Source organism: Verrucomicrobiota bacterium, assembly GCA_038744685.1.
Taxonomy (GTDB): domain Bacteria; phylum Verrucomicrobiota; class Verrucomicrobiia; order Opitutales; family Puniceicoccaceae; genus Puniceicoccus.
The window spans coordinates 1-17,537 of record JBCDMB010000007.1 but is presented as its reverse complement, the minus strand read 5'-3'; the positions used below and the strand labels follow the sequence as shown (position 1 = coordinate 17,537).

Annotated in this window: 16 protein-coding genes; 10 read left to right on the top strand and 6 right to left on the bottom strand. The window is 52.5% G+C overall.

Annotation, left to right across the window (positions count from 1 at the left end; translation table 11 throughout):
* Positions 1-6: 6 nt before the first annotated feature.
* Positions 7-1,155: a PilT/PilU family type 4a pilus ATPase gene (locus AAGJ81_06000; GenBank protein MEM0965683.1), complete on the bottom strand. Its 1,149-nt coding sequence runs from the start codon at positions 1,153-1,155 to the stop codon at positions 7-9.
* Positions 1,156-1,798: 643 nt separating this feature from the next.
* Between AAGJ81_06000 and dapA the strand changes: the two genes are divergently transcribed.
* From dapA to msrA, 7 genes are all read left to right on the top strand, one after another.
* Complete coding sequence (gene dapA / locus AAGJ81_05995; protein MEM0965682.1) at positions 1,799-2,686, top strand: 4-hydroxy-tetrahydrodipicolinate synthase; 888 nt, start codon at positions 1,799-1,801, stop codon at positions 2,684-2,686.
* Complete coding sequence (locus AAGJ81_05990; protein ID MEM0965681.1) at positions 2,683-3,990, top strand: 3-deoxy-D-manno-octulosonic acid transferase; 1,308 nt, start codon at positions 2,683-2,685, stop codon at positions 3,988-3,990. Before dapA ends, AAGJ81_05990 begins: the two co-directional genes overlap by 4 nt.
* Positions 3,991-4,116: 126 nt before the next feature.
* Complete coding sequence (locus AAGJ81_05985; GenBank protein ID MEM0965680.1) at positions 4,117-4,755, top strand: nucleotide exchange factor GrpE; 639 nt, start codon at positions 4,117-4,119, stop codon at positions 4,753-4,755.
* Positions 4,756-4,759: 4 nt separating this feature from the next.
* The gene (gene dnaJ / locus AAGJ81_05980) at positions 4,760-5,917 is read left to right on the top strand and encodes a molecular chaperone DnaJ (GenBank protein ID MEM0965679.1); all 1,158 of its coding nucleotides are present in this window, start codon (positions 4,760-4,762) and stop codon (positions 5,915-5,917) included.
* 192 nt (positions 5,918-6,109) lie between these two features.
* A complete protein-coding gene (locus tag AAGJ81_05975) occupies positions 6,110-6,601 on the top strand; it encodes an adenylyltransferase/cytidyltransferase family protein (protein ID MEM0965678.1) in 492 nt (163 codons plus the stop codon).
* 34 nt (positions 6,602-6,635) lie between these two features.
* Positions 6,636-7,511: a 50S ribosomal protein L11 methyltransferase gene (locus AAGJ81_05970; protein ID MEM0965677.1), complete on the top strand. Its 876-nt coding sequence runs from the start codon at positions 6,636-6,638 to the stop codon at positions 7,509-7,511.
* Between the two features lie 72 nt (positions 7,512-7,583).
* Positions 7,584-8,219, top strand: a complete 636-nt coding sequence (gene msrA / locus AAGJ81_05965) for a peptide-methionine (S)-S-oxide reductase MsrA (GenBank protein ID MEM0965676.1) — start codon at positions 7,584-7,586, stop codon at positions 8,217-8,219.
* 6 nt (positions 8,220-8,225) lie between these two features.
* On the opposite strand, the gene menD is transcribed toward msrA, so the two are convergent.
* On the bottom strand, positions 8,226-9,944 hold the full coding sequence (menD, locus tag AAGJ81_05960; GenBank protein MEM0965675.1) for a 2-succinyl-5-enolpyruvyl-6-hydroxy-3-cyclohexene-1-carboxylic-acid synthase: 1,719 nt from the start codon (positions 9,942-9,944) through the stop codon (positions 8,226-8,228).
* A gap of 105 nt (positions 9,945-10,049) precedes the next feature.
* Complete coding sequence (locus AAGJ81_05955; protein MEM0965674.1) at positions 10,050-10,724, bottom strand: hypothetical protein; 675 nt, start codon at positions 10,722-10,724, stop codon at positions 10,050-10,052.
* Between the two features lie 202 nt (positions 10,725-10,926).
* On the opposite strand from AAGJ81_05955, the gene AAGJ81_05950 reads away from it, so the two are divergent.
* The gene (locus tag AAGJ81_05950) at positions 10,927-11,922 is read left to right on the top strand and encodes an aldo/keto reductase (GenBank protein MEM0965673.1); all 996 of its coding nucleotides are present in this window, start codon (positions 10,927-10,929) and stop codon (positions 11,920-11,922) included.
* Between the two features lie 5 nt (positions 11,923-11,927).
* Here AAGJ81_05950 and larB read toward each other — a convergent pair whose 3' ends face one another.
* Complete coding sequence (larB, locus tag AAGJ81_05945; protein ID MEM0965672.1) at positions 11,928-12,659, bottom strand: nickel pincer cofactor biosynthesis protein LarB; 732 nt, start codon at positions 12,657-12,659, stop codon at positions 11,928-11,930.
* Positions 12,649-13,920, bottom strand: coding sequence for a nickel pincer cofactor biosynthesis protein LarC (gene larC, locus AAGJ81_05940; GenBank protein MEM0965671.1), 1,272 nt, complete (start codon positions 13,918-13,920; stop codon positions 12,649-12,651). The genes larB and larC overlap by 11 nt, the downstream gene beginning before the upstream one ends.
* An 8-nt stretch (positions 13,921-13,928) precedes the next feature.
* On the opposite strand from larC, the gene larE reads away from it, so the two are divergent.
* Positions 13,929-14,825 carry an ATP-dependent sacrificial sulfur transferase LarE gene (gene larE, locus AAGJ81_05935; protein ID MEM0965670.1) on the top strand — a complete coding sequence of 299 codons (897 nt, stop codon included), beginning with the start codon at positions 13,929-13,931 and terminating at the stop codon, positions 14,823-14,825.
* Between the two features lie 50 nt (positions 14,826-14,875).
* Here the strand turns inward: larE and AAGJ81_05930 are convergent, their stop codons facing one another.
* Positions 14,876-15,727, bottom strand: coding sequence for an EamA family transporter (locus AAGJ81_05930; GenBank protein MEM0965669.1), 852 nt, complete (start codon positions 15,725-15,727; stop codon positions 14,876-14,878).
* Positions 15,728-16,207: 480 nt separating this feature from the next.
* Between AAGJ81_05930 and AAGJ81_05925 the strand changes: the two genes are divergently transcribed.
* Positions 16,208-17,338, top strand: a complete 1,131-nt coding sequence (locus tag AAGJ81_05925) for an aldo/keto reductase (GenBank protein ID MEM0965668.1) — start codon at positions 16,208-16,210, stop codon at positions 17,336-17,338.
* The last annotated feature ends 199 nt before the right edge of the window (positions 17,339-17,537 follow it).

The window sequence follows — 17,537 nt, the reverse complement described above, 5'->3', positions numbered from 1 at the left end:
ACTGTTTCAGCTTACAAGACCGCCCGTACTCAAGAAGATTCCTTTCAGGTTCATCTCAAGCTGCTTCGGGTTCGGCGAGAAAGCCATTGCACTTTCCTTTGAAACCGATCCCTCGTTCACCAAACGATAAAGATCCCAATTGAGGGTATTCGAACCGCTGTCTTTTCCTGCCTCAATCGCTGAAGCGAGCTTTTCAAACTTTCCGAGCTCAATGACTTTTTTCACGGATGGATCGACCACCATAACCTCTTTAGCGGGCATCCGTCCGTCTCCCAGGATATTGGGAATCAGCTTCTGGACGATTGTGCATCGCAAGGCCTCAGCAATCTGGCGTTTCATGAGTTCCTGCTGCTCGGCCGGAAAGAACTCAAAGAGACGCCGAACCGCCTGCTGAGAGTGTGCTGCGTGTAACGTAGACAAAACTAGATGCCCGGTTTCTGCTGCGCGAAGGGCAGTTTCAAAAGTCGCCTTGTCCCGCATTTCTCCAATCAGGATAATATCCGGATCCTGTCGCAGAACCGCACGCAATCCACTATCGAAAGAGTGGATATCTATTCCAATTTCTCGCTGGTTAATGAGCGACTTGTCGTCCGTGTAGGTGTATTCAATCGGATCTTCGAGGGTTACTATGTGCTTTTTGTCCTCCTTGTTGATCAGGTCGATCATCGCTGCCAGCGTAGAGCTTTTTCCGGACCCGGTGGCCCCACAGACTAGAACGATCCCATCTTTCAGTTTGCAAAGGTCACGGAAAAGCTCGGGCTCGTGGTTCAGACTCTCCAAGGTCGGCGGACTATCGTTCACCAGACGGAAAACCAATCCAGGAAGGGTGCGCTGGAGAAAACCGTTGACCCGGAAACGGCCGACATCCTCCAAACGGTAGGCATAATCCACTTGAAATTCCTTCTCCCACTGATCCCGAAAAATCCCGACCGCAGTCTTCTCGATAAAGAAACGAATCTTTTCTGGTTCGAGTGGATTTTGGCCTTCCAATTCGCTGAGCTGCCCCCGGCAGCGGATCACCGGCACTTTTGATGCCTTCAGGTGTATATCACTTGCCCCTAACCGGACCGCATGCGCCAGAATAGAATGGATGGCGTCAATTGCGTGCGAACCATCAGTGCTGCCATGTGCTCCCATAGAGAAAAAGATGAACACGGAGAAAGCTTATGTCGAGTTTGCTTCCGGCTCGACCTTCGCAGCGTCGAAAAACACGAAACGGAATTGGCTCGCCAACGACCTCTCACAGTGAGCGTTTTAAGCAAAAGAGATCTCACTAGAATCCAGGAATAAAACAACTCGACTACCGTAGGTGAGAGAAGGGACTTTTGGCATCAAAACCTCGATAATTGATTTCGACTGAAAGTGTCGAACTTTAGTCTCAGGGTGGGGATAATAGACCAACCCGTGGTAGCAGACGGTCTCAAAATTCAGAACACAGTCTAAGAAGGAAAATGTTTCGGGAGGAACATCGGATACCCATTGCACACGATCCAAAGTGACCTTGGGTCTGATTTCGGACACTTGTTGAGGGGAAATGGAAACATTGATTGTTCCAGGAAAAAAACGCCCAACATCGACCCCTCGCGCTCTAAAAAAAGGAGTCTGTAGCGCAATTGTTCCTGCCGGGTAAGGAGAATCCTCTGCATTTCCTGAGGCGACGCGATGACCCCTCACGACTACACCACTTACCTCAACTTTTTCCACCGTCGAACCCATTCTGAAACCCGAAACCAATCCCCACCTTACTCACCCTTTTTTGGTGACACCACAATCGGAAAGTGCCTAGGAATAGGAGCACATGGCAGACGGTACAACTATCTTTCGTGGGGTGCAGACAGCCCTCGCCACCCCGATGCTTGATGGCAAAGTGTCCTGGGCGGATCTGGAAAAGCTGGTAGCTGCGCAGATGGAAGCCGGTGTGACCGGTCTGGTTGCTGTGGGAACGACGGGTGAATCTCCAACCTTAACTACCGATGAACACATCGGTGTGATCCAAAAGGTGCGGGAGCTTTCAGGAGGAAAGGTTCCTGTAATCGCGGGAACGGGATCGAATTCGACGGCCGAGGCGCTCCACCTGTCAAAGGAGGCGGAGAATGTGGGAGCCGATGCACTTTTGCTGGTCGCACCGTATTACAACAAACCGAATCAGGAGGGACTTTTTCTTCATTTCTCTGCAATTGCCGAAGCCACGAGTATTCCAATCTTGCTCTATTCAATTCCTTCCCGTTGTGGGATTGAGATCGGGGTCGAGACGGTCGTTCGTCTTCGGGAAAAGTATCCCTTGGTATGCGGAATCAAGGAGGCCGGTGGTTCTTGTGATCGGGTGATTTCCCTCGTAAGTGCTCTTGACGATCAGTTTGCCGTAACGAGTGGTGACGACGGACTGACCCTTCCGTTTCTTTCTTTGGGTGCTACCGGTGTCGTCAGCGTTGCCTCCAATGCGTTCCCCGCAGAGTTGATCGAAATGGTGGACTCGTTTTCCAACAACCCGGAAAAGGCCAACAGGATTTTTCGCCGCTTTGCGCCTCTGTTTAGCGCACTTTTTGTCGAGCCAAACCCGGTTCCGGTAAAGTTCGTCCTTCGGGAAATGGGACTGCTCCAGAGTGCTGAAGTTCGTCTGCCTTTGGCTCCTATTTCCAGTGAAACCGAGGAATTGCTTCGCTCGCTTCTTGCGGAGATTGAATGATTTGGCTCTACCGCCTACTCTTTCCCTTCGCGCTGATCGTAGGCCTGCCTTTCTACCTGAAGCGAATCCTCAAACGCGGAGGTTACGGAGAGAGATTCGCCGATCGCCTGGGATTCCCCCCCTCCTTCAATCGGAAAGAAGGTGGTAGAGTCGTTTGGATCCAAGCGGTTAGTGTCGGTGAAATTTTGGCGATTCAGCCAGTAATCAAACTCCTCAAAGAGAGAAACCAGAATCTTCAGGTAGTCCTTACTACGACCACGAGCACCGGTTTCGCAATTGCCCGTGAGAAGAACATTGGAGCCGATTTTCTTGCCTACTTTCCGGTGGATCTCTGGCCGGTGAGTGCAAAAGTTTGGAAGCGGTTCCGACCCGATCTTTGCATCCTCATGGAAGGCGAGCTTTGGCCGGAGCACCTCCATCAGGCAAAAAAGAGAGGCGTCCCGGTCTATCTGATCAACGCGCGGTTGTCGGACAGATCCTTCCGGCGTTATCAGAAGGCAGGAAGCCTCGGACGATTTCCTTTTCGAGGAGTCACCAAGGTATGTGCCGGCTCAAAGGAGGATGCTGAGCGTTTTGATGAGCTCCTCGAGGGCACGATTCCAGTTGAGGTCTTTGGAAACCTGAAATTCGACGTCGATGTGATTGAGCTTCCGAATCCCGAAAAGCGACTCTCTGAACTAAGAGAGCTCGGTCTCGTATCGGAGCTGTCGGTCAAGCCTCCGTTGATTCTCCTTGGTTCGTCGACGTGGCCGGGTGAGGCGACTCCGTTGGTCAAAGCCTACCAGGTTCTTGCGAGCAGAGGGCTCGATTTACGACTCGTCATCGTGCCGCGTCATGCTGAGAAAAGGGCCGGGGTAATCGCGGAGATCGAGAACCTCGGACTGTCTGCGTCCGTCCGCAGCGTAGATGGCCCTTGTAAAAGTGGGGACCGAGTCTATCTTGCTGATACGACCGGAGAGCTACAGAGCTTTACTGCGTTGTCGGATCTTGTTTTTGTCGGGAAAAGCTTGCCACCTAGTGACGGTGGCCAAACTCCCATTGAAGCTGCTGCCCTAGGCAAACCGATCGTATACGGTCCCCAAATGACAAATTTTAAAGCTGCTTGTAGCGGTTTGGAGAAGCGAGGCGGAGCACTTCGCGCGGAGGATGAAGGTGAGGTGGAGACCACTCTGGTTGAACTAGCACTCAATCCCGAGAAACGTGCGTCTATGTCTGCCGCATCCCTTGCCTGGCACCGAGAGAACCGCGGTTCAGTCGAGCGGACGGCCAATCTGATTCTAAAACAATTAGGGGCTATAAATTAGCTCCAAACGGCTCGAAGCCTCGTTCCTCTTCTCCGAAAAACCAATGCAAAACTCCTTCTCGGGGGTTGAAGTCCCGAAACTCCTCGTACAATCTCCACCGCTTACTTTATTTGGAGCGTATTCCCTATGACCAAAAACACGGAAGAAGACACAAAGGAAACTGTGGAGGAACCACTCCCAGAAGGTGAGCCAACACCCATAGATCATGAGGAGTTTTCGGAAGATTCTGAACCAGAAACTGACGAATCTCCGGAAAGTGCTCTCCTCAAACGACTCGACGAGGCTGAGGAAAAGGCTAAGGAAAACCAGGAGAAATATCTGCGGAGCGTTGCGGATTTAGATAATTTTCGCCGTCGGACAGCTCGGGAGCGGGATGAGCTGCGGGACTTTGCGGTTGGCTCGGTTGTGGAGGACCTACTCCCAGCGATGGACAACCTTCGACTTGGCCTGGAAGCGGCAGACAACCACCCAGAGGCGAAGGATGTGGCCTATGGTTTTCAGATGGTTGCGGACCAACTCAAAAAGACCCTCGAGGGTTACGGGTTGAAGGAGAGCACTCCTACTGGGGAGGATTTTGATCCAAACCTCCATGACTGTATGGCCCACGAAGCACACGAAGAAGTTCCCGAGGGAAAGGTGATCAAGACCGTTCGTCCGGGTTATACTTTAAAGAAAAGACTTTTGCGTGCCGCTTCAGTGATTGTTTCTAGCGGTTCGCCATCCGAAGAGGATGGTGGAGCGGATTCTTCGGCTGAGGAGAGTTAAGGGAATGGCCAAGGAAGACTACTACCATCTTTTGGGTGTCGAAAAGAATGCGTCGGCTGACGAGATCAAGAAGGCCTATCGGAAAATGGCGGTGAAATGGCACCCCGACAAAAATCCGGATAACCCAGAGGCAGAAGCGAAGTTCAAGGAAATCTCAGAAGCTTACGAGGTCCTCAAGGATCCTGAGAAAAAGGCCGCCTACGACCGCTATGGCCATGCCGCCTTTGCTCAAGGTGGTGTGGGCGCTGGTCGAGCCGGAGGTGCTGGAGGTGGATTTCATGACCCATTTGACATTTTCCGGGAAGTTTTTGGAGGAGGTTCAGGACGTTCAGGCGGCGGCGGAGGCATTTTTGAAGACTTCTTTGGAGGTGCTGGAGGCGGTGTATCCGAAAGTGGATTGGAGGGAGCGGATTTACGTTTTGATCTGGAAATTTCGCTTGATGAAGCGGCCTCTGGCATCGAAAAGGAGATTCGCTACCGACGTCCCGTCTCCTGCGCAAAGTGCAACGGCGAAGGTGCGGAACCCGGCTCGGGCCGCAAGACCTGTCCAACCTGTGGGGGCACTGGCCAAGTCAGTTCTTCGAGGGGATTCATTAGCTTTCGGCAGGTCTGCCCGACCTGTAACGGTGAAGGAGTTGTCATCGAGAAACCCTGCGCGACCTGTAGCGGAGAAGGTCGGATCACTGAGACCAGCACGCTCAAGGTCAAGATTCCTGCGGGAGTCGATTCAGGATCGCGACTGCGTTCGGCCGGAAAAGGAGAAGCGGGAGTGCGGGGAGGTCAATCCGGCGACCTTTACATCGTGATCCATGTAAAGGACCATGAGTTGTTCGAACGGAGAAACGACAATCTCTACATGGAGCTAAAAATTCCGTTCACCTTAGCGGCTTTGGGTGGCACCCTCGAAGTGCCGACTCTCACAGGCAAGGGTTCGATCAAGATTCCTTCCGGTACCCAGACGGGAACCACTTTCCGCCTCAAAGGCAAAGGGATGCCACACTTACGCGGATCCGGAACCGGTGACCAAATGGTCCAGGTTTCAATCAATGTTCCCAAAAAGTTGAGTGGCGAAGAGAAAGAGGCTCTGGAGGCGTTCGCAAAAGCCTGTGGCGACGACACCGACTCAGAATCGGGAGGTTTCTTTAAGGGAATCTTTAAGTAGAAAAACGGTGACTCAAAATGGTAGGGCGCAGCCTGTGGCAAGCCGGGCATGCACGAAAGAACTACCTCCTACCTGTTATTGGAAAACAGGGAGGCTTGTCGAAGACTGCGCCCTACCAGAGGTCGATTTTCGACTGATTAATTTTAGTTTAGCCCCCCACTTCAATGTTCGACGCTCGACGTTCGAAGTTTCATGAACCCGTCTCTGCCCACTCCCCCTCTCGCCGCCGATCTTGTTGAGAGACGAAAGCGACTGCGTGCGGATGGGAAGACACTGGTTTTTACCAATGGTTGTTTTGACCTCGTCCATCCGGGGCACGTGTCCTACCTGAAGGAAGCGGCTGCTATGGGAGACGAGCTCTGGATCGGAATCAACGGCGATGGGAGTGTCCGTGCTCTAAAAGGCGATAAACGTCCGATCCTTTCTGAGTCTGAGCGTGCTTACCTCCTTCGGGCGTTCTCATTTGTTGCGGAGGTGTTCGTCTTTCCTGAAATGAGACTGACTGAAGAAATTCGAATCATACGACCGGACATTTACGTAAAGGCGGGAGACTACACGCTGGAAAGTTTGGACAAATCGGAACGAGCGGCATTTGAGGAGGTGGGTTCAAGCATCGTCTTCGTTCCTTTTCTCGAAGGATTTAGCACTTCCGCTATGATTGGGCGCATCAAGGAAGCATTTTAGTAGAGCACGTTTGGAATGCCCTAGAAATTTGAGCATGATCAAAATTTTTTCTGTGATCCCCGAGGAATTGGTCCAACCGCTCGAGGATTATTTTTGTGAGGAAATATCTTCGTGGTCGATTGTTCATCCGCGACCAGAGGACGCAGTGACTTTGTGCGGTTATTTTGATGACGAAACAGAAAGTCGCTCTCGTTGGGACTCTCTGCGGAACGAGTTTCCTACTCTACCCAGAGATCCTGAGGTTGAGGTCGTCCAAGATGAGGATTGGATGGAATCCTACAAACATCACCTCAGACCATGGGCCTACGGAAGGTTACAGTGGGTTCCTGAGTGGGAGCGTGAGTCATTTGCGGTGGAGCGAGACCAAGCGGTGGTCTACCTCGACTCGGGTTTGGCGTTTGGAACAGGAAGTCACGAGACCACTCGTTTGTGCGCAGAAGCTCTGGTGGAGTATAGCGAGGCCAAGGGAGTTGAGGGTAAAGTGATCGACGCTGGCTGCGGGAGCGGAGTCCTTGCACTTTCTGCAATCAAATTGGGTTTCGCAGAGGTTTTTGCTTTCGACAATGACCCCGAAGCAATCCGGGTAACGAAGGAGAACGCTACTGCAAACGGTCTTGATGATGACCTTATGGTTGCCGAAGCGGGTATCGAGGACGGCTTGGCGAAACGGAAGTGCACACTCCTTCTCGCCAATATCCAATCCAATGTGCTTTCCGTTTATGCAGACGAATTTACCTCCTCTGTTCAAGATGGGGGTTGGCTCGTACTCAGCGGTATTCTCGCACATGAGGCAGAGAGAGTTGCGTCGGTTTTTCAAGGTGCAGCTGAGCGCAACTGGGGAGAAAAGATCGAATCCATAGTGCGAACGGACGGCGAATGGTCCCTCGTCTTATTCGAGAGGTCCGGCTAAAGAGCGTTGACTGATTTTGCTTTCGAGAGATCGAGGTTGCCGAACACCGAGTAGTGCCTTCCTTTCAAGAACATGAAGGTTTCCTGTCACCCGACGCTTCTTTTTCTCGCCCTAGTTCTCCCGATTTTCACCGCTTGCGGCAGTTCGGACGACACCGCTAAAGCGGTGATTCCAGAGGAGCTCAACGAGTTTGCCGTCGCCACACTGGCTGGTGGTTGTTTCTGGTGTCTGGAAGGTCCGTTTGAAAAAGAGGAGGGTGTGAAAGCGGTGTTCTCGGGCTACACGGGTGGACCGGAAGTTGACCCGAGTTATCAGGATGTGGCTTATGGTCGGACTGGCCACACCGAGGCAGTTCAGGTCTTTTACGATCCCGATGTCATTTCCTACAGTGAAATTCTTGATATCTTCTGGCGTCAGATCAATCCCACCGATCTCAGTGGACAGTTTGCCGACCGTGGTTCTCAGTATCGGCCGGAGATCTTTGTTCAGAATGAGGAAGAGCGGGAGATCGCCGAAGCTTCAAAGATGGCACTGGAAGAAAGCGGCCGATTTGAACGTCCAGTTGTCGTCCCGATTTCGGATTACCAACCCTTCTACCCTGCCGAGATTTACCATCAGGATTATTATCTCAAAAACCCCCTCCACTACGAGCGCTACCGCCGGGGGTCTGGTCGAGCTGGGTTCTTGGAGGAAGTCTGGGGAAGTTAGAGCACTTCAGACTGTTCCGAATCTCTCGAAGAGTTTCTTCCATTCCTGTCGAGCAGTCGCATCGTCGTCCGAATTGATTCTCACCAAGATTACCCGCGCTCCCGGACGAGTCTCTTGAAGCTCGCCTGCTACCTCAGACACCTGATGAACCTCTTTAAACGGAATCTCATGAGCTTCGCAGAGCTTCTGGAAATCCACGCTTTGCGGGGTGAGAAAATACTCTTCGAAAATCTCGGTTTCCGATCGGATTGGAAGCTGACCGAATATCCTCCCTCCCCCATTATCGATCACAATAAAGGTGAGTGATCCATCAGTCCTCGCCGCAGCACGCAACCCACCTACATCGTGGAGAAAGGTTAAGTCTCCAAGAATGGCAAAGGTCGGAATTCCACCTTCTGCTAAACCAGCAGCAGTCGATACCATTCCATCGATTCCGCTTGCCCCTCGGTTCATGAAAAGACGCACCCCATTTGATCGCGAAGAAAACCAAAAACGCTCCGCATCGCGGGCAGGAAGACTGTTCCCAACCAGTATCTGAGAACCTTCGGGCACCGACTGGGAAACGTGGTAATGGAGTTTCCCTTCGAAGTTTCCGGTTCTATTCAGTAGCCAATCAGTCACTACACCTTTCATGGCTTTGTCCGCGGCGATCCAACTGGCTCGAAACTCATTTGAAATGGTTTCATCAGGGAGCTGATTCCACTTCTCGGGAGGCGCTGAAATCCATTCAAAAGGAAGTCGCGAGGGGTCGAGGCCTCCTGGTTCAGGAGAACATTGCCAGCGGGGAACAGGGAACTCTCCAAGAATTTCACGAAGGTTTTTCGCCGTGGGAAGAATACCAATCTGCACTAGAGCTTTTGGGGTCAATTCTCTGGCCTCATCCAAGAGGCCTGAACCAATCAAACCCTCGTATTGGGTGACCACCCTACCCTCGGCACCGGATGAATGACGAAGGGGATTGGAAACATCTGCAAAGATAGGCCATCCGAGGTAGTCACTCAGCGAAAATACAGAGTTCTCCCACTGAATCGAGTCCTGAGGATTCGCTACACCCACAAGAATCCATCCCGGTCCCGAATTCCGAATACGCTCCCAATCCACTTCTGAATGGGGCGACTCAATCTCTTCGTGGGGCTTGTCTGGTATCGCAGGATTGCCGGAATATGCTGGAAGAAAAGGCTCCCGAAACGGCAGATTAAAGTGGGCAGGCCCACGAACATCCCCTGTTACACTCCCCACCCCTTCCACTGCGATTCGGTAAAGTTCATAAGCCCCTTCCAAACCCTGCGGGACGATCGCATCGATCGACCAGAGACAGAACTTTCCAAACAATCCGATTTGATCGATCGTCTGTGCGGATCCGCAGTCTCTCAATTCTGGCGGACGATCAGCCGTAAGCAAAAGTAACGGCACGCCTCGTTCGAATGCCTCGACAACTGCAGGCAAGTAGTTGGCGCATGCGGTTCCGGAAGTGCAGATCAGTGCAACGGGTTTCCTGGTGCTATCAGCTAAGCCAAGAGCAAAGAAGGCCGCGGAACGTTCGTCTAAGATCACTCGAGAACGAACGGGAGAAAAAGTGCGAAGTCCTAAGACAAGTGGCGTCGACCGCGAACCCGGACTGACAACAAAGTCGCGAACGCCGCAGTCAATCAAGCCGCGCAGAAAGGAAAGAGCTTGAGCCGAACTTTCAGAGCCCTCATCCGGAGATATGCTTTCAGCGGTCACGACCAGCTAGCCTGCACTTGCCGTTTTTCTGATCCGTTCTGAAACAATGCAGACTTCAATCCCTAACCGATGCGTATCCGTGTGGCGTTATTAACGGCCTGGGAGTCAAGGGATCGTGCGCCAATCGTCCTCTCCAGTAAGCTTTATCTGTAGATCCTTCATCTCAATAAAAGGGTCGGAGCTCTCTCCCACTGAATAGGACTGATAGACTTGAATCGGGCCAAGATTTGCAGGATCCCGCCAAACAAAAAACCGCCCCTTTTCGGAGTTTCCTTTTCTAAAAGTCCAACCGCGTATGGTTCCGTCTTCGTCGACAAAAAGGTCGTAAGCATCGCCCGGTGTGTAGCCTTCATCCGAAGGCCATAGGGCGGTCACTTGGTTCAACTCGATCTCCGAACCATCGATGGTGGTACTCACCAGACCATGGTCTGTTACCTCCGGCTCCGACCAGACAACGCTGAACGGAAACAGAAGCCAAAAAGAATCGTTGATGAATTGTTGATGAATTTTCTGATCCGCTTCGCTGGAAATGTTGTCGAGTTCGATGACGGCAGTATTTCCTTCAATCGTTCTGGATACTCTGCCTTCTGGGACATTCCACGACCACGAGCGGGATACTGGAGGCTCTTTGGCCACGGAGAAAGTGAACTGAAGTTCGTCCACATTCTGCCAGTCATTGATCCCGTGGGCCTCGGCAAGTTCAGTCGCCGGGTCCCCGAAAGCAACGGCGGAATAGGAAATCAAAAGCAATAGAGGCAGTAAGGATAGGTTTCTAGTCATCGCGGATAAGATGAAACAGGGCCTACCGTCAGAAGCAACAGGACAGTCGTCAAAATTGCGCTCCTACAGCTGTGCCCAAATGCATACCCAGTCGGAGTAACTATTTCGTCCAACGCCACAACTTGCTGACGATCTTATCGAGACCCGAATTTGCCCTCCGTCAGTGTTTGACGAACCTTCAATCCAAGTGTATTCCTCGGGCATGAATGTTTCCCGTCGTGATTTTCTAAAGTTGGGTCTCGGCTCAGCTGCCCTAGCCGGAACCCCCCGCGCCTTCGCTAAGAAGGCCGAATCCACGGTGATCCCCAAGAGGAAATTCGGCCGCTATCCAGACGAGTTGACCGTCGTCGGGTTTGGAGGACATACGCTCTATTTCGCTGGCTCGCAAAAAGATGCGAACGCAATTATCGATCGGGCTTTTGACCTTGGCGTGAACTTTTTTGAGAACGCTTGGGCCTACCACGGAGGTCAGGCGGAAGAGTACATGGGGAACGCATTGAAGGGGAAACGGGATCAGATCTTCCTAATGACGAAGTTCAGTAATTTCCGTCAGGGTCCGGATATGGCAACCGCTGAGGAAGCAATGAACCAGCTGGAAGACTCGCTTCGTCGTCTAAAAACGGACTATCTCGACCTCTGGATGATGCATAACGTTGTTGGTGATGACGCGGAAGATGCTTATAAAAAAGGCGGTGCGATAGAGGCCCTTGAGCTCGCGAAAGAACAAGGGAAAATTCGTTACACTGGTTTCACTGGACACACTGATCCAAAGGTCCACCGGGATCTGATCGAAGGTGGCTATCCTTGGGATGGCACTTTGATGCCGGTTTCTGTAGTTGGCGCACTCCGTTCACGGGAGTTCGAAGAGGACACCATGCCGCTCTGCATTGAAAATGACATTGCAGTCTTGGGAATGAAGGGCTTTGGCGGCAGCCGTCGCACTCACCTCCACAGTCAAACCAATGCTGAGGAGGTAGTCCGCTACGCGCTCAGCTACCCTCAGGTCTGTACACAGGTGGTAGGTGTCGACAAGGTTGAATATGTGGACCAGGCAGTGGCGGCCTGTGGGGTGTCACCGATGAACGCGGCAGATCGGAGAAACTACGTGGTAAACGAAATTGAAGACGCCGAGGCGTTAGCCCATGGCGCCATTTTGTATGAGCGCGATGCCTGCGGTGGTCACGGCCATCACGCGTAGAGATCTCAAAACTTGTTGATTCTGCTGGCGAGAAAGCCCGCGCCAAATCCGTTGTCAATGTTTACGACGCTGACACCGCTCGCACAGCTATTCAGCATCGTAAGAAGTGCGGAGACTCCGCCGAAACTCGCGCCGTAGCCCACACTTGTCGGAACGGCGATAATCGGTGCCTTGACCAAACCCCCGACGACGCTGGGCAAAGCACCCTCCATCCCGGCGACCACCACCACCACACGGCAACTTCGCAATTTGTCCAAGCTGGCAAGGAGACGATGCAACCCAGCTACTCCCGCATCGTAAATCGGCTCGGTTGGATTTCCGTAAAACTCAGCGGTGATTCGAGCCTCTTCGGCTATTGGCAAATCCGAAGTTCCCGCGCACACGATTGCAATTTGACCCTCTACTAGTACTGGATTCTTGACGCGGACCTGAACCAAACGGGCCAACTCATGGTAAGTCGCCTGTGGGTAGGCTTCTACAATCGAGGAAGCTATTCCCGGTTGAACACGAGTCACCAACACATTCTGACCCCGCTCAATCATCACTGCCATGATTTCGATGATTTGTTTGACCGTCTTTCCTTCGCCGAAAACAACTTCCGCGGTGCCGTTGCGGTCTTCTCGTTCAAGATCGACCCGAGTATGTCCTAAATCGCGAAAACCCAGCACCTGGGCTTCCGCTTCTTCGAGAGAGATTTCGCCAGCCTTAAAAGCTTCAAGAATCGCTTTAGTTTCCATCCGTCTCGATTAGTTTTTCGATGGAGAGCCGCACCGCATCGATGGATCTCCCAGTCTCTTTTGCTATCCGGGAGCAATCATCATAGCCTGCCTTCCACGTGACTGATCCACCAGGTCCTACGGCCTTCTTGAATAGCACCGTGCCCCACTGAGTTTCACGTTCCACCTCCTCTCGTTTCATCTTTGTCCGCTCCCAGCGCTGCCGACGCACACCCAGACTTCCACTGTGTTGAAAAAACACGTTTTCTATGGCAGTGCGGTGAGCATTGTCCGTGAGGCAATGAACTACGGTGCCCGGCCTTCCCTTTTTAAAGAAAGCGGGCACCTGCCAGCAATCCAATGCCCCTGCCTCGCGAACGCGCTCACAGAGAAAACCGATCGCCTCACCTGACTGATCATCTAAATTTGCGGCAAGCTCCCAAACCGTATCGGTCTCAGCAGGTCCTGAGTTGCGGGATGCAGACTCTTCCAAAAGAGTGGCGTAAAGAACATTCGGTAGATTCGGGTCTTTCCTCTGACCGACCCCAATTGAGGTAGCCTTTTGCTCTCCCTCAGTCAGAGCCTCGAATTCACAGTCTCGCCCGACCAGAAGGGCAGCCCCAGTTGGTGTAGTGGTCTCCTTATCTGTTCCACCCGAGCGGTACGGGACCCCTGCCAACAATCGTGCGGTTGCCGGTGCCGGGACAGGCATCAATCCATGGGCGCAGCGAACCATCCCGCCTCCGACCTCAAGATTGCGGCACACGATTCGATCCACGCCAAGCCAGTCCCAACAAATCGCTGCACCGACCATATCAATGATGGAATCAATCGCACCGACTTCGTGAAAGTGAACGTCTTCAGGATCAAGCCCATGGACCGCGCCTTCAGCCTCGGCAAGAACTCGAAAACAGGCGATTGCGTCCTCTTTCACTTTGCCAGAAAGGGAGCTCTTCTCGATCGCGTTCCGAATGTCCTTAAAGGTACGGTGGTGGTGTTCGTGACCCTCCTCATGGGCGTGGTCATGCTTTTGGGAGTGAGAATGACCATGATCGTGGTGGTGATGGTGGTGATGAGAGTGCTGTGGATGCACATGCACGGTTGTCCGAATTCCACTGATACCCGACCGCTCATCCTGATCAAAATGAAGATTCCAACCTTCATACGGCAGCTTTTGCAACTCGGCTTGAAGAGCTTGAGGGTCCACACCAAGACCGACCATCGCTCCCAAATTCATATCTCCACTAATTCCGGAAGGACAGTTATAGACTAGAGTGGCCATGGTTTGCCTTGGTAAAACGTATTGGAACGAATGAGATGGGGATTCAGGGTGCTACAGAGCAAGTTGACACAGGCGAAAAGACTGGCAGTCTCGTGCCAATGGTCAAGCTGGAGGATCTGAAAGCGTGGTTCCGTCCGTGCCCCGGAGCACTGATCGCTTTTTCCGGCGGGGTAGACAGTTCCCTTGTGGCATTCCTTGCTCAACACTACCTCGGACGAAATCGGACCCTGGCGGTGATCTCCGCATCTCCGAGTTTGAAACTATCCGACCTGGACGCAGCGAAAGGGTTCGCCAATAGGCACGACCTCCCAATCCGGGTGATCACCACGAAGGAGATGGAGAAGCCTGATTACTTCAACAATCCGACGAATCGATGCTACTTCTGTAAACACACTCTTTACGATGAATTGGTCGACCTCGCCGCGGATTTTCCTGGCTGGTGGGTTCTAAACGGTACGAACTCAGACGATCTCGGGGACTACCGTCCCGGGATAAAAGCGGCGAATGAGTTTCAGGTAAGGTCCCCTCTTGCCGAGTGCGGAGTGAGCAAGGAAACGGTGCGGGAGATTGCAGAAGATTTCGCGCTTGAGTGTTGGGACAAACCTGCCAGCCCCTGTCTTTCCTCACGGGTCCCCTATGGCCAGCGGATCACGGTAGAAAAACTCCGGCAGATCGAGGCAGCGGAGGCCGTGGTTGAGAAGGCTGGCTTCCCGGTGAATCGGGTAAGACACTTTGGAGAGACCGCGAGGGTCGAGGTTCCGAGTGACGAGGGACATCGATTGGAGAGGGTCTCCAAGGAAATTCGAAGCGCCCTACTCCACCTCGGCTTTCTTAAGGTAGAGTTCGACGAGGAAGGTTTTGTTTCAGGGAAGCTCAACCGCGAAGTCCCAGCAGCCTCGAGGTAGCCGCGTAATTTTCTGAATTCTCTCTTGCGAAGGTCTGGAAGGCGTCCGAATTACCGTTCGAAAATCACGATGGCAATTGCGCCCACTAAGAGGGCGGAACCTGTGAGACGCCATTTGAAGAATGCAGCGACCCCCTCTCCCCTGCCAAAGAAGCGGTCCACAATAACGGTCCAGATCGCACGCGATGAATAAACGATGTTGATGAGCACCGCCTGCCCAGTAAGGCCAATCAACAGGATAACAAGCGAGGTCTGAAAACCCATGATCACCGAACCTATATAGATAGCCTTTCGCGCCTTCTGAGGCGGCGCCGGGTGCTTTCCTAAAAACGGCACGAGAATAGCCACCGTCATAAAGAGAGTCGGAGACAACCATCCAATTCCCAGCTGGCCACGGGCCTCTACGACCATGATGTCGCAGGCTGCAAACAGAACGCTAGCACCTGCTGCATAAAATGCCGCCTCTCTTCGATGCCTGGTGAATTTCCGGGGACCTCGCTGGATTAGGACGACCCCTATCGTTGCGAGGATTGCTGCGATCCACAGCCAGGTAGTGAGCTCTTTCTGGCCCGTTGCAAAGGAAAACACCGCCACAAGCAGGGTTTTCATCCCCAGAAGAGGGCCAACAATCGAAAGGTCCCCTACTTCGAGCGCCTTGACGGAAAGAATCCGGCCTAAAAACAGAGCGATCCCAGCACAAACCGCAGTGCTCCATGCACCCCAGTCAAACTCCCCCCTCGAAATAAAGAAAAGCGGAAGCGCCCAAAGAAACATCGCGACATTCGTGACGGCGATAGCCCGCCGCTTGGTCGCACCCGCAGAGAGGGACCGCTTGATTTGGAGAGATCCAGCTGCATAGAGTGTTGCTGCGCCTGCAGCACAAAGGGTGACTACCGGCACCATCTACCCGAAAAAGGGCGAGTAGTGCTAGTCCCGGAGCTGCTTTTGAGTCCCGGATTTTCGTCTGCGTCCGAAAAAAAACAACGCGCTTAGCAGAACAAGTACGACCAAAGCCAATCCCAAATGGTGCGGATCGGTTACGAAATGAATAAACGTTTCAACAGGACCCCCATCATGCCCGCTAGGATGGGCGGAAAGATGAACACCGAACGGGAAAAGCAGAAGGAGTGGAATAAAAAGCGTTTTCACAGAGACTGTCCTAACGAGTGGTGACCAGAAAGCAAATCAATAGCGATTCCGCAGTAGTAGTCCCCTATGCCCGGAAATGGTGCCGAAATTCTGAAAAATATCACGTAGTCCAGATTCCACAGGTGCTGGAATTCACGCAATTGACTCAACCCCAAACCCTAGCAAAGAAGGGGTATGGAGTATCGGCGTTTTGGTCGCACGGAGAACAATGTATCTGTGTTCAGCTTTGGGAGTATGCGGCTACCCCGGGGCTGGGACGCCAACCTCTCTCTAGATGATTTGACTACTCCAGAAAAGGACGAGATCTGCGCCACTCTCGACCGCGCATTCGAGTTGGGGATCAATCACATCGAAACCGCCAGGGGCTACGTAAATTCAGAGCAGTGGCTTGGTTTCGCACTCAAACCTCAGAAAAGGGAAAATTATTTCCTCCAGACGAAGGTAGTTCCGAGGGCTGATCCGTCAAAGTTCGAAGCCGATATCGAGCTCTCTCTCAAACTCCTTGAGACTGAATACATCGATTTCTTCTCGATGCACGGGATCAACGAGCAACAGGAGCTCGATTGGGCTCTGCGTCGGGGTGGATGCATGGAGGTGGCTCGCAGGTGGCAAAAGGAGGGTCGGATACGCCATATTGGATTTTCTACCCACGGATCCTGCCAGCTGATCGAAAAAGTAATTCGCTCGAGTGAGTTCGACTACGTCAACCTCCACTGGTACTTCATCAACCAGACCAATTGGCCAGCGGTTATGGCGGCCAGGGAAGAGGACATGGGAGTCTTCATCATCAGTCCCAGTGACAAAGGAGGGCAACTATTCAATCCTCCTGAAAAATTGGTGAGAGTCTGCAAACCTCTTCACCCGATTACGTTCAATGATCTTTTTTGTCTACGCCACCCAGAGGTTCATACCCTGAGTTTGGGAGCGGCTCGCCCATCCGACTTTGACGAGCACATCGCCGCGCTTGAATTCTACAACGATATCGAACAGACGATTTCTCCCATCGAAGAAAAATTCAATAAGACCATGCGGGAATCTTTGGGAGAGGATTGGTGGCCGGACTACAAAAACGGCTTACCATGGTACACCGAAGTACCCGGCGAGCTCAATCTACCCTACATCTTGCGGCTTTGGAGTCTCGCGAAGGGTATGGATATGGTCGATTTCGGAAAATACCGTTATGGAATGATCGAAAGTGGAGACGGTGGGAATTGGATGGGAGGGAAACCGGCAGTGAAATTTGATGAAGCTGCAATCAAGTCCCTCGTCGCAGGCCATCCCAATCGCAACCGTATTATCCCAGCACTCCACGAAGCGCATAAACTCCTGCGTGGTAAAAAGGGAAAGCGGCTATCGGAGGAATAGATCACTTTGCGATTCGGTTGAAACGTCAGGTGGGTGTTTATTACTCCGCCAATCAAATTGTGAAGTCCTGATTTCAAGTTGTCGTTTGATCGTTGGTTGTTGGTTGTGTGTTGTTAGTTGAGTGAGTGTTTCGCCCCCATGGGGGCGGCGGGATTTTCGCAGTGGACCTGAGCTGGATATCGCATCTGAAGAGAGCGGT

Bases quoted from the DNA above. Each gene is read 5' to 3' on its own strand.
- dapA (MEM0965682.1), top strand. From the start codon at position 1,799: ATGGCAGACGGTACAACTATCTTTCGTGGGGTGCAGACAGCCCTCGCC.
- AAGJ81_05990 (MEM0965681.1), top strand. From the start codon at position 2,683: ATGATTTGGCTCTACCGCCTACTCTTTCCCTTCGCGCTGATCGTAGGC.
- AAGJ81_05985 (MEM0965680.1), top strand. From the start codon at position 4,117: ATGACCAAAAACACGGAAGAAGACACAAAGGAAACTGTGGAGGAACCA.
- dnaJ (MEM0965679.1), top strand. From the start codon at position 4,760: ATGGCCAAGGAAGACTACTACCATCTTTTGGGTGTCGAAAAGAATGCG.
- AAGJ81_05975 (MEM0965678.1), top strand. From the start codon at position 6,110: ATGAACCCGTCTCTGCCCACTCCCCCTCTCGCCGCCGATCTTGTTGAG.
- AAGJ81_05970 (MEM0965677.1), top strand. From the start codon at position 6,636: ATGATCAAAATTTTTTCTGTGATCCCCGAGGAATTGGTCCAACCGCTC.
- msrA (MEM0965676.1), top strand. From the start codon at position 7,584: ATGAAGGTTTCCTGTCACCCGACGCTTCTTTTTCTCGCCCTAGTTCTC.
- AAGJ81_05955 (MEM0965674.1), bottom strand. From the start codon at position 10,724: ATGACTAGAAACCTATCCTTACTGCCTCTATTGCTTTTGATTTCCTAT.
- AAGJ81_05950 (MEM0965673.1), top strand. From the start codon at position 10,927: ATGAATGTTTCCCGTCGTGATTTTCTAAAGTTGGGTCTCGGCTCAGCT.
- larB (MEM0965672.1), bottom strand. From the start codon at position 12,659: ATGGAAACTAAAGCGATTCTTGAAGCTTTTAAGGCTGGCGAAATCTCT.
- larC (MEM0965671.1), bottom strand. From the start codon at position 13,920: ATGGCCACTCTAGTCTATAACTGTCCTTCCGGAATTAGTGGAGATATG.
- AAGJ81_05930 (MEM0965669.1), bottom strand. From the start codon at position 15,727: ATGGTGCCGGTAGTCACCCTTTGTGCTGCAGGCGCAGCAACACTCTAT.
- AAGJ81_05925 (MEM0965668.1), top strand. From the start codon at position 16,208: ATGCGGCTACCCCGGGGCTGGGACGCCAACCTCTCTCTAGATGATTTG.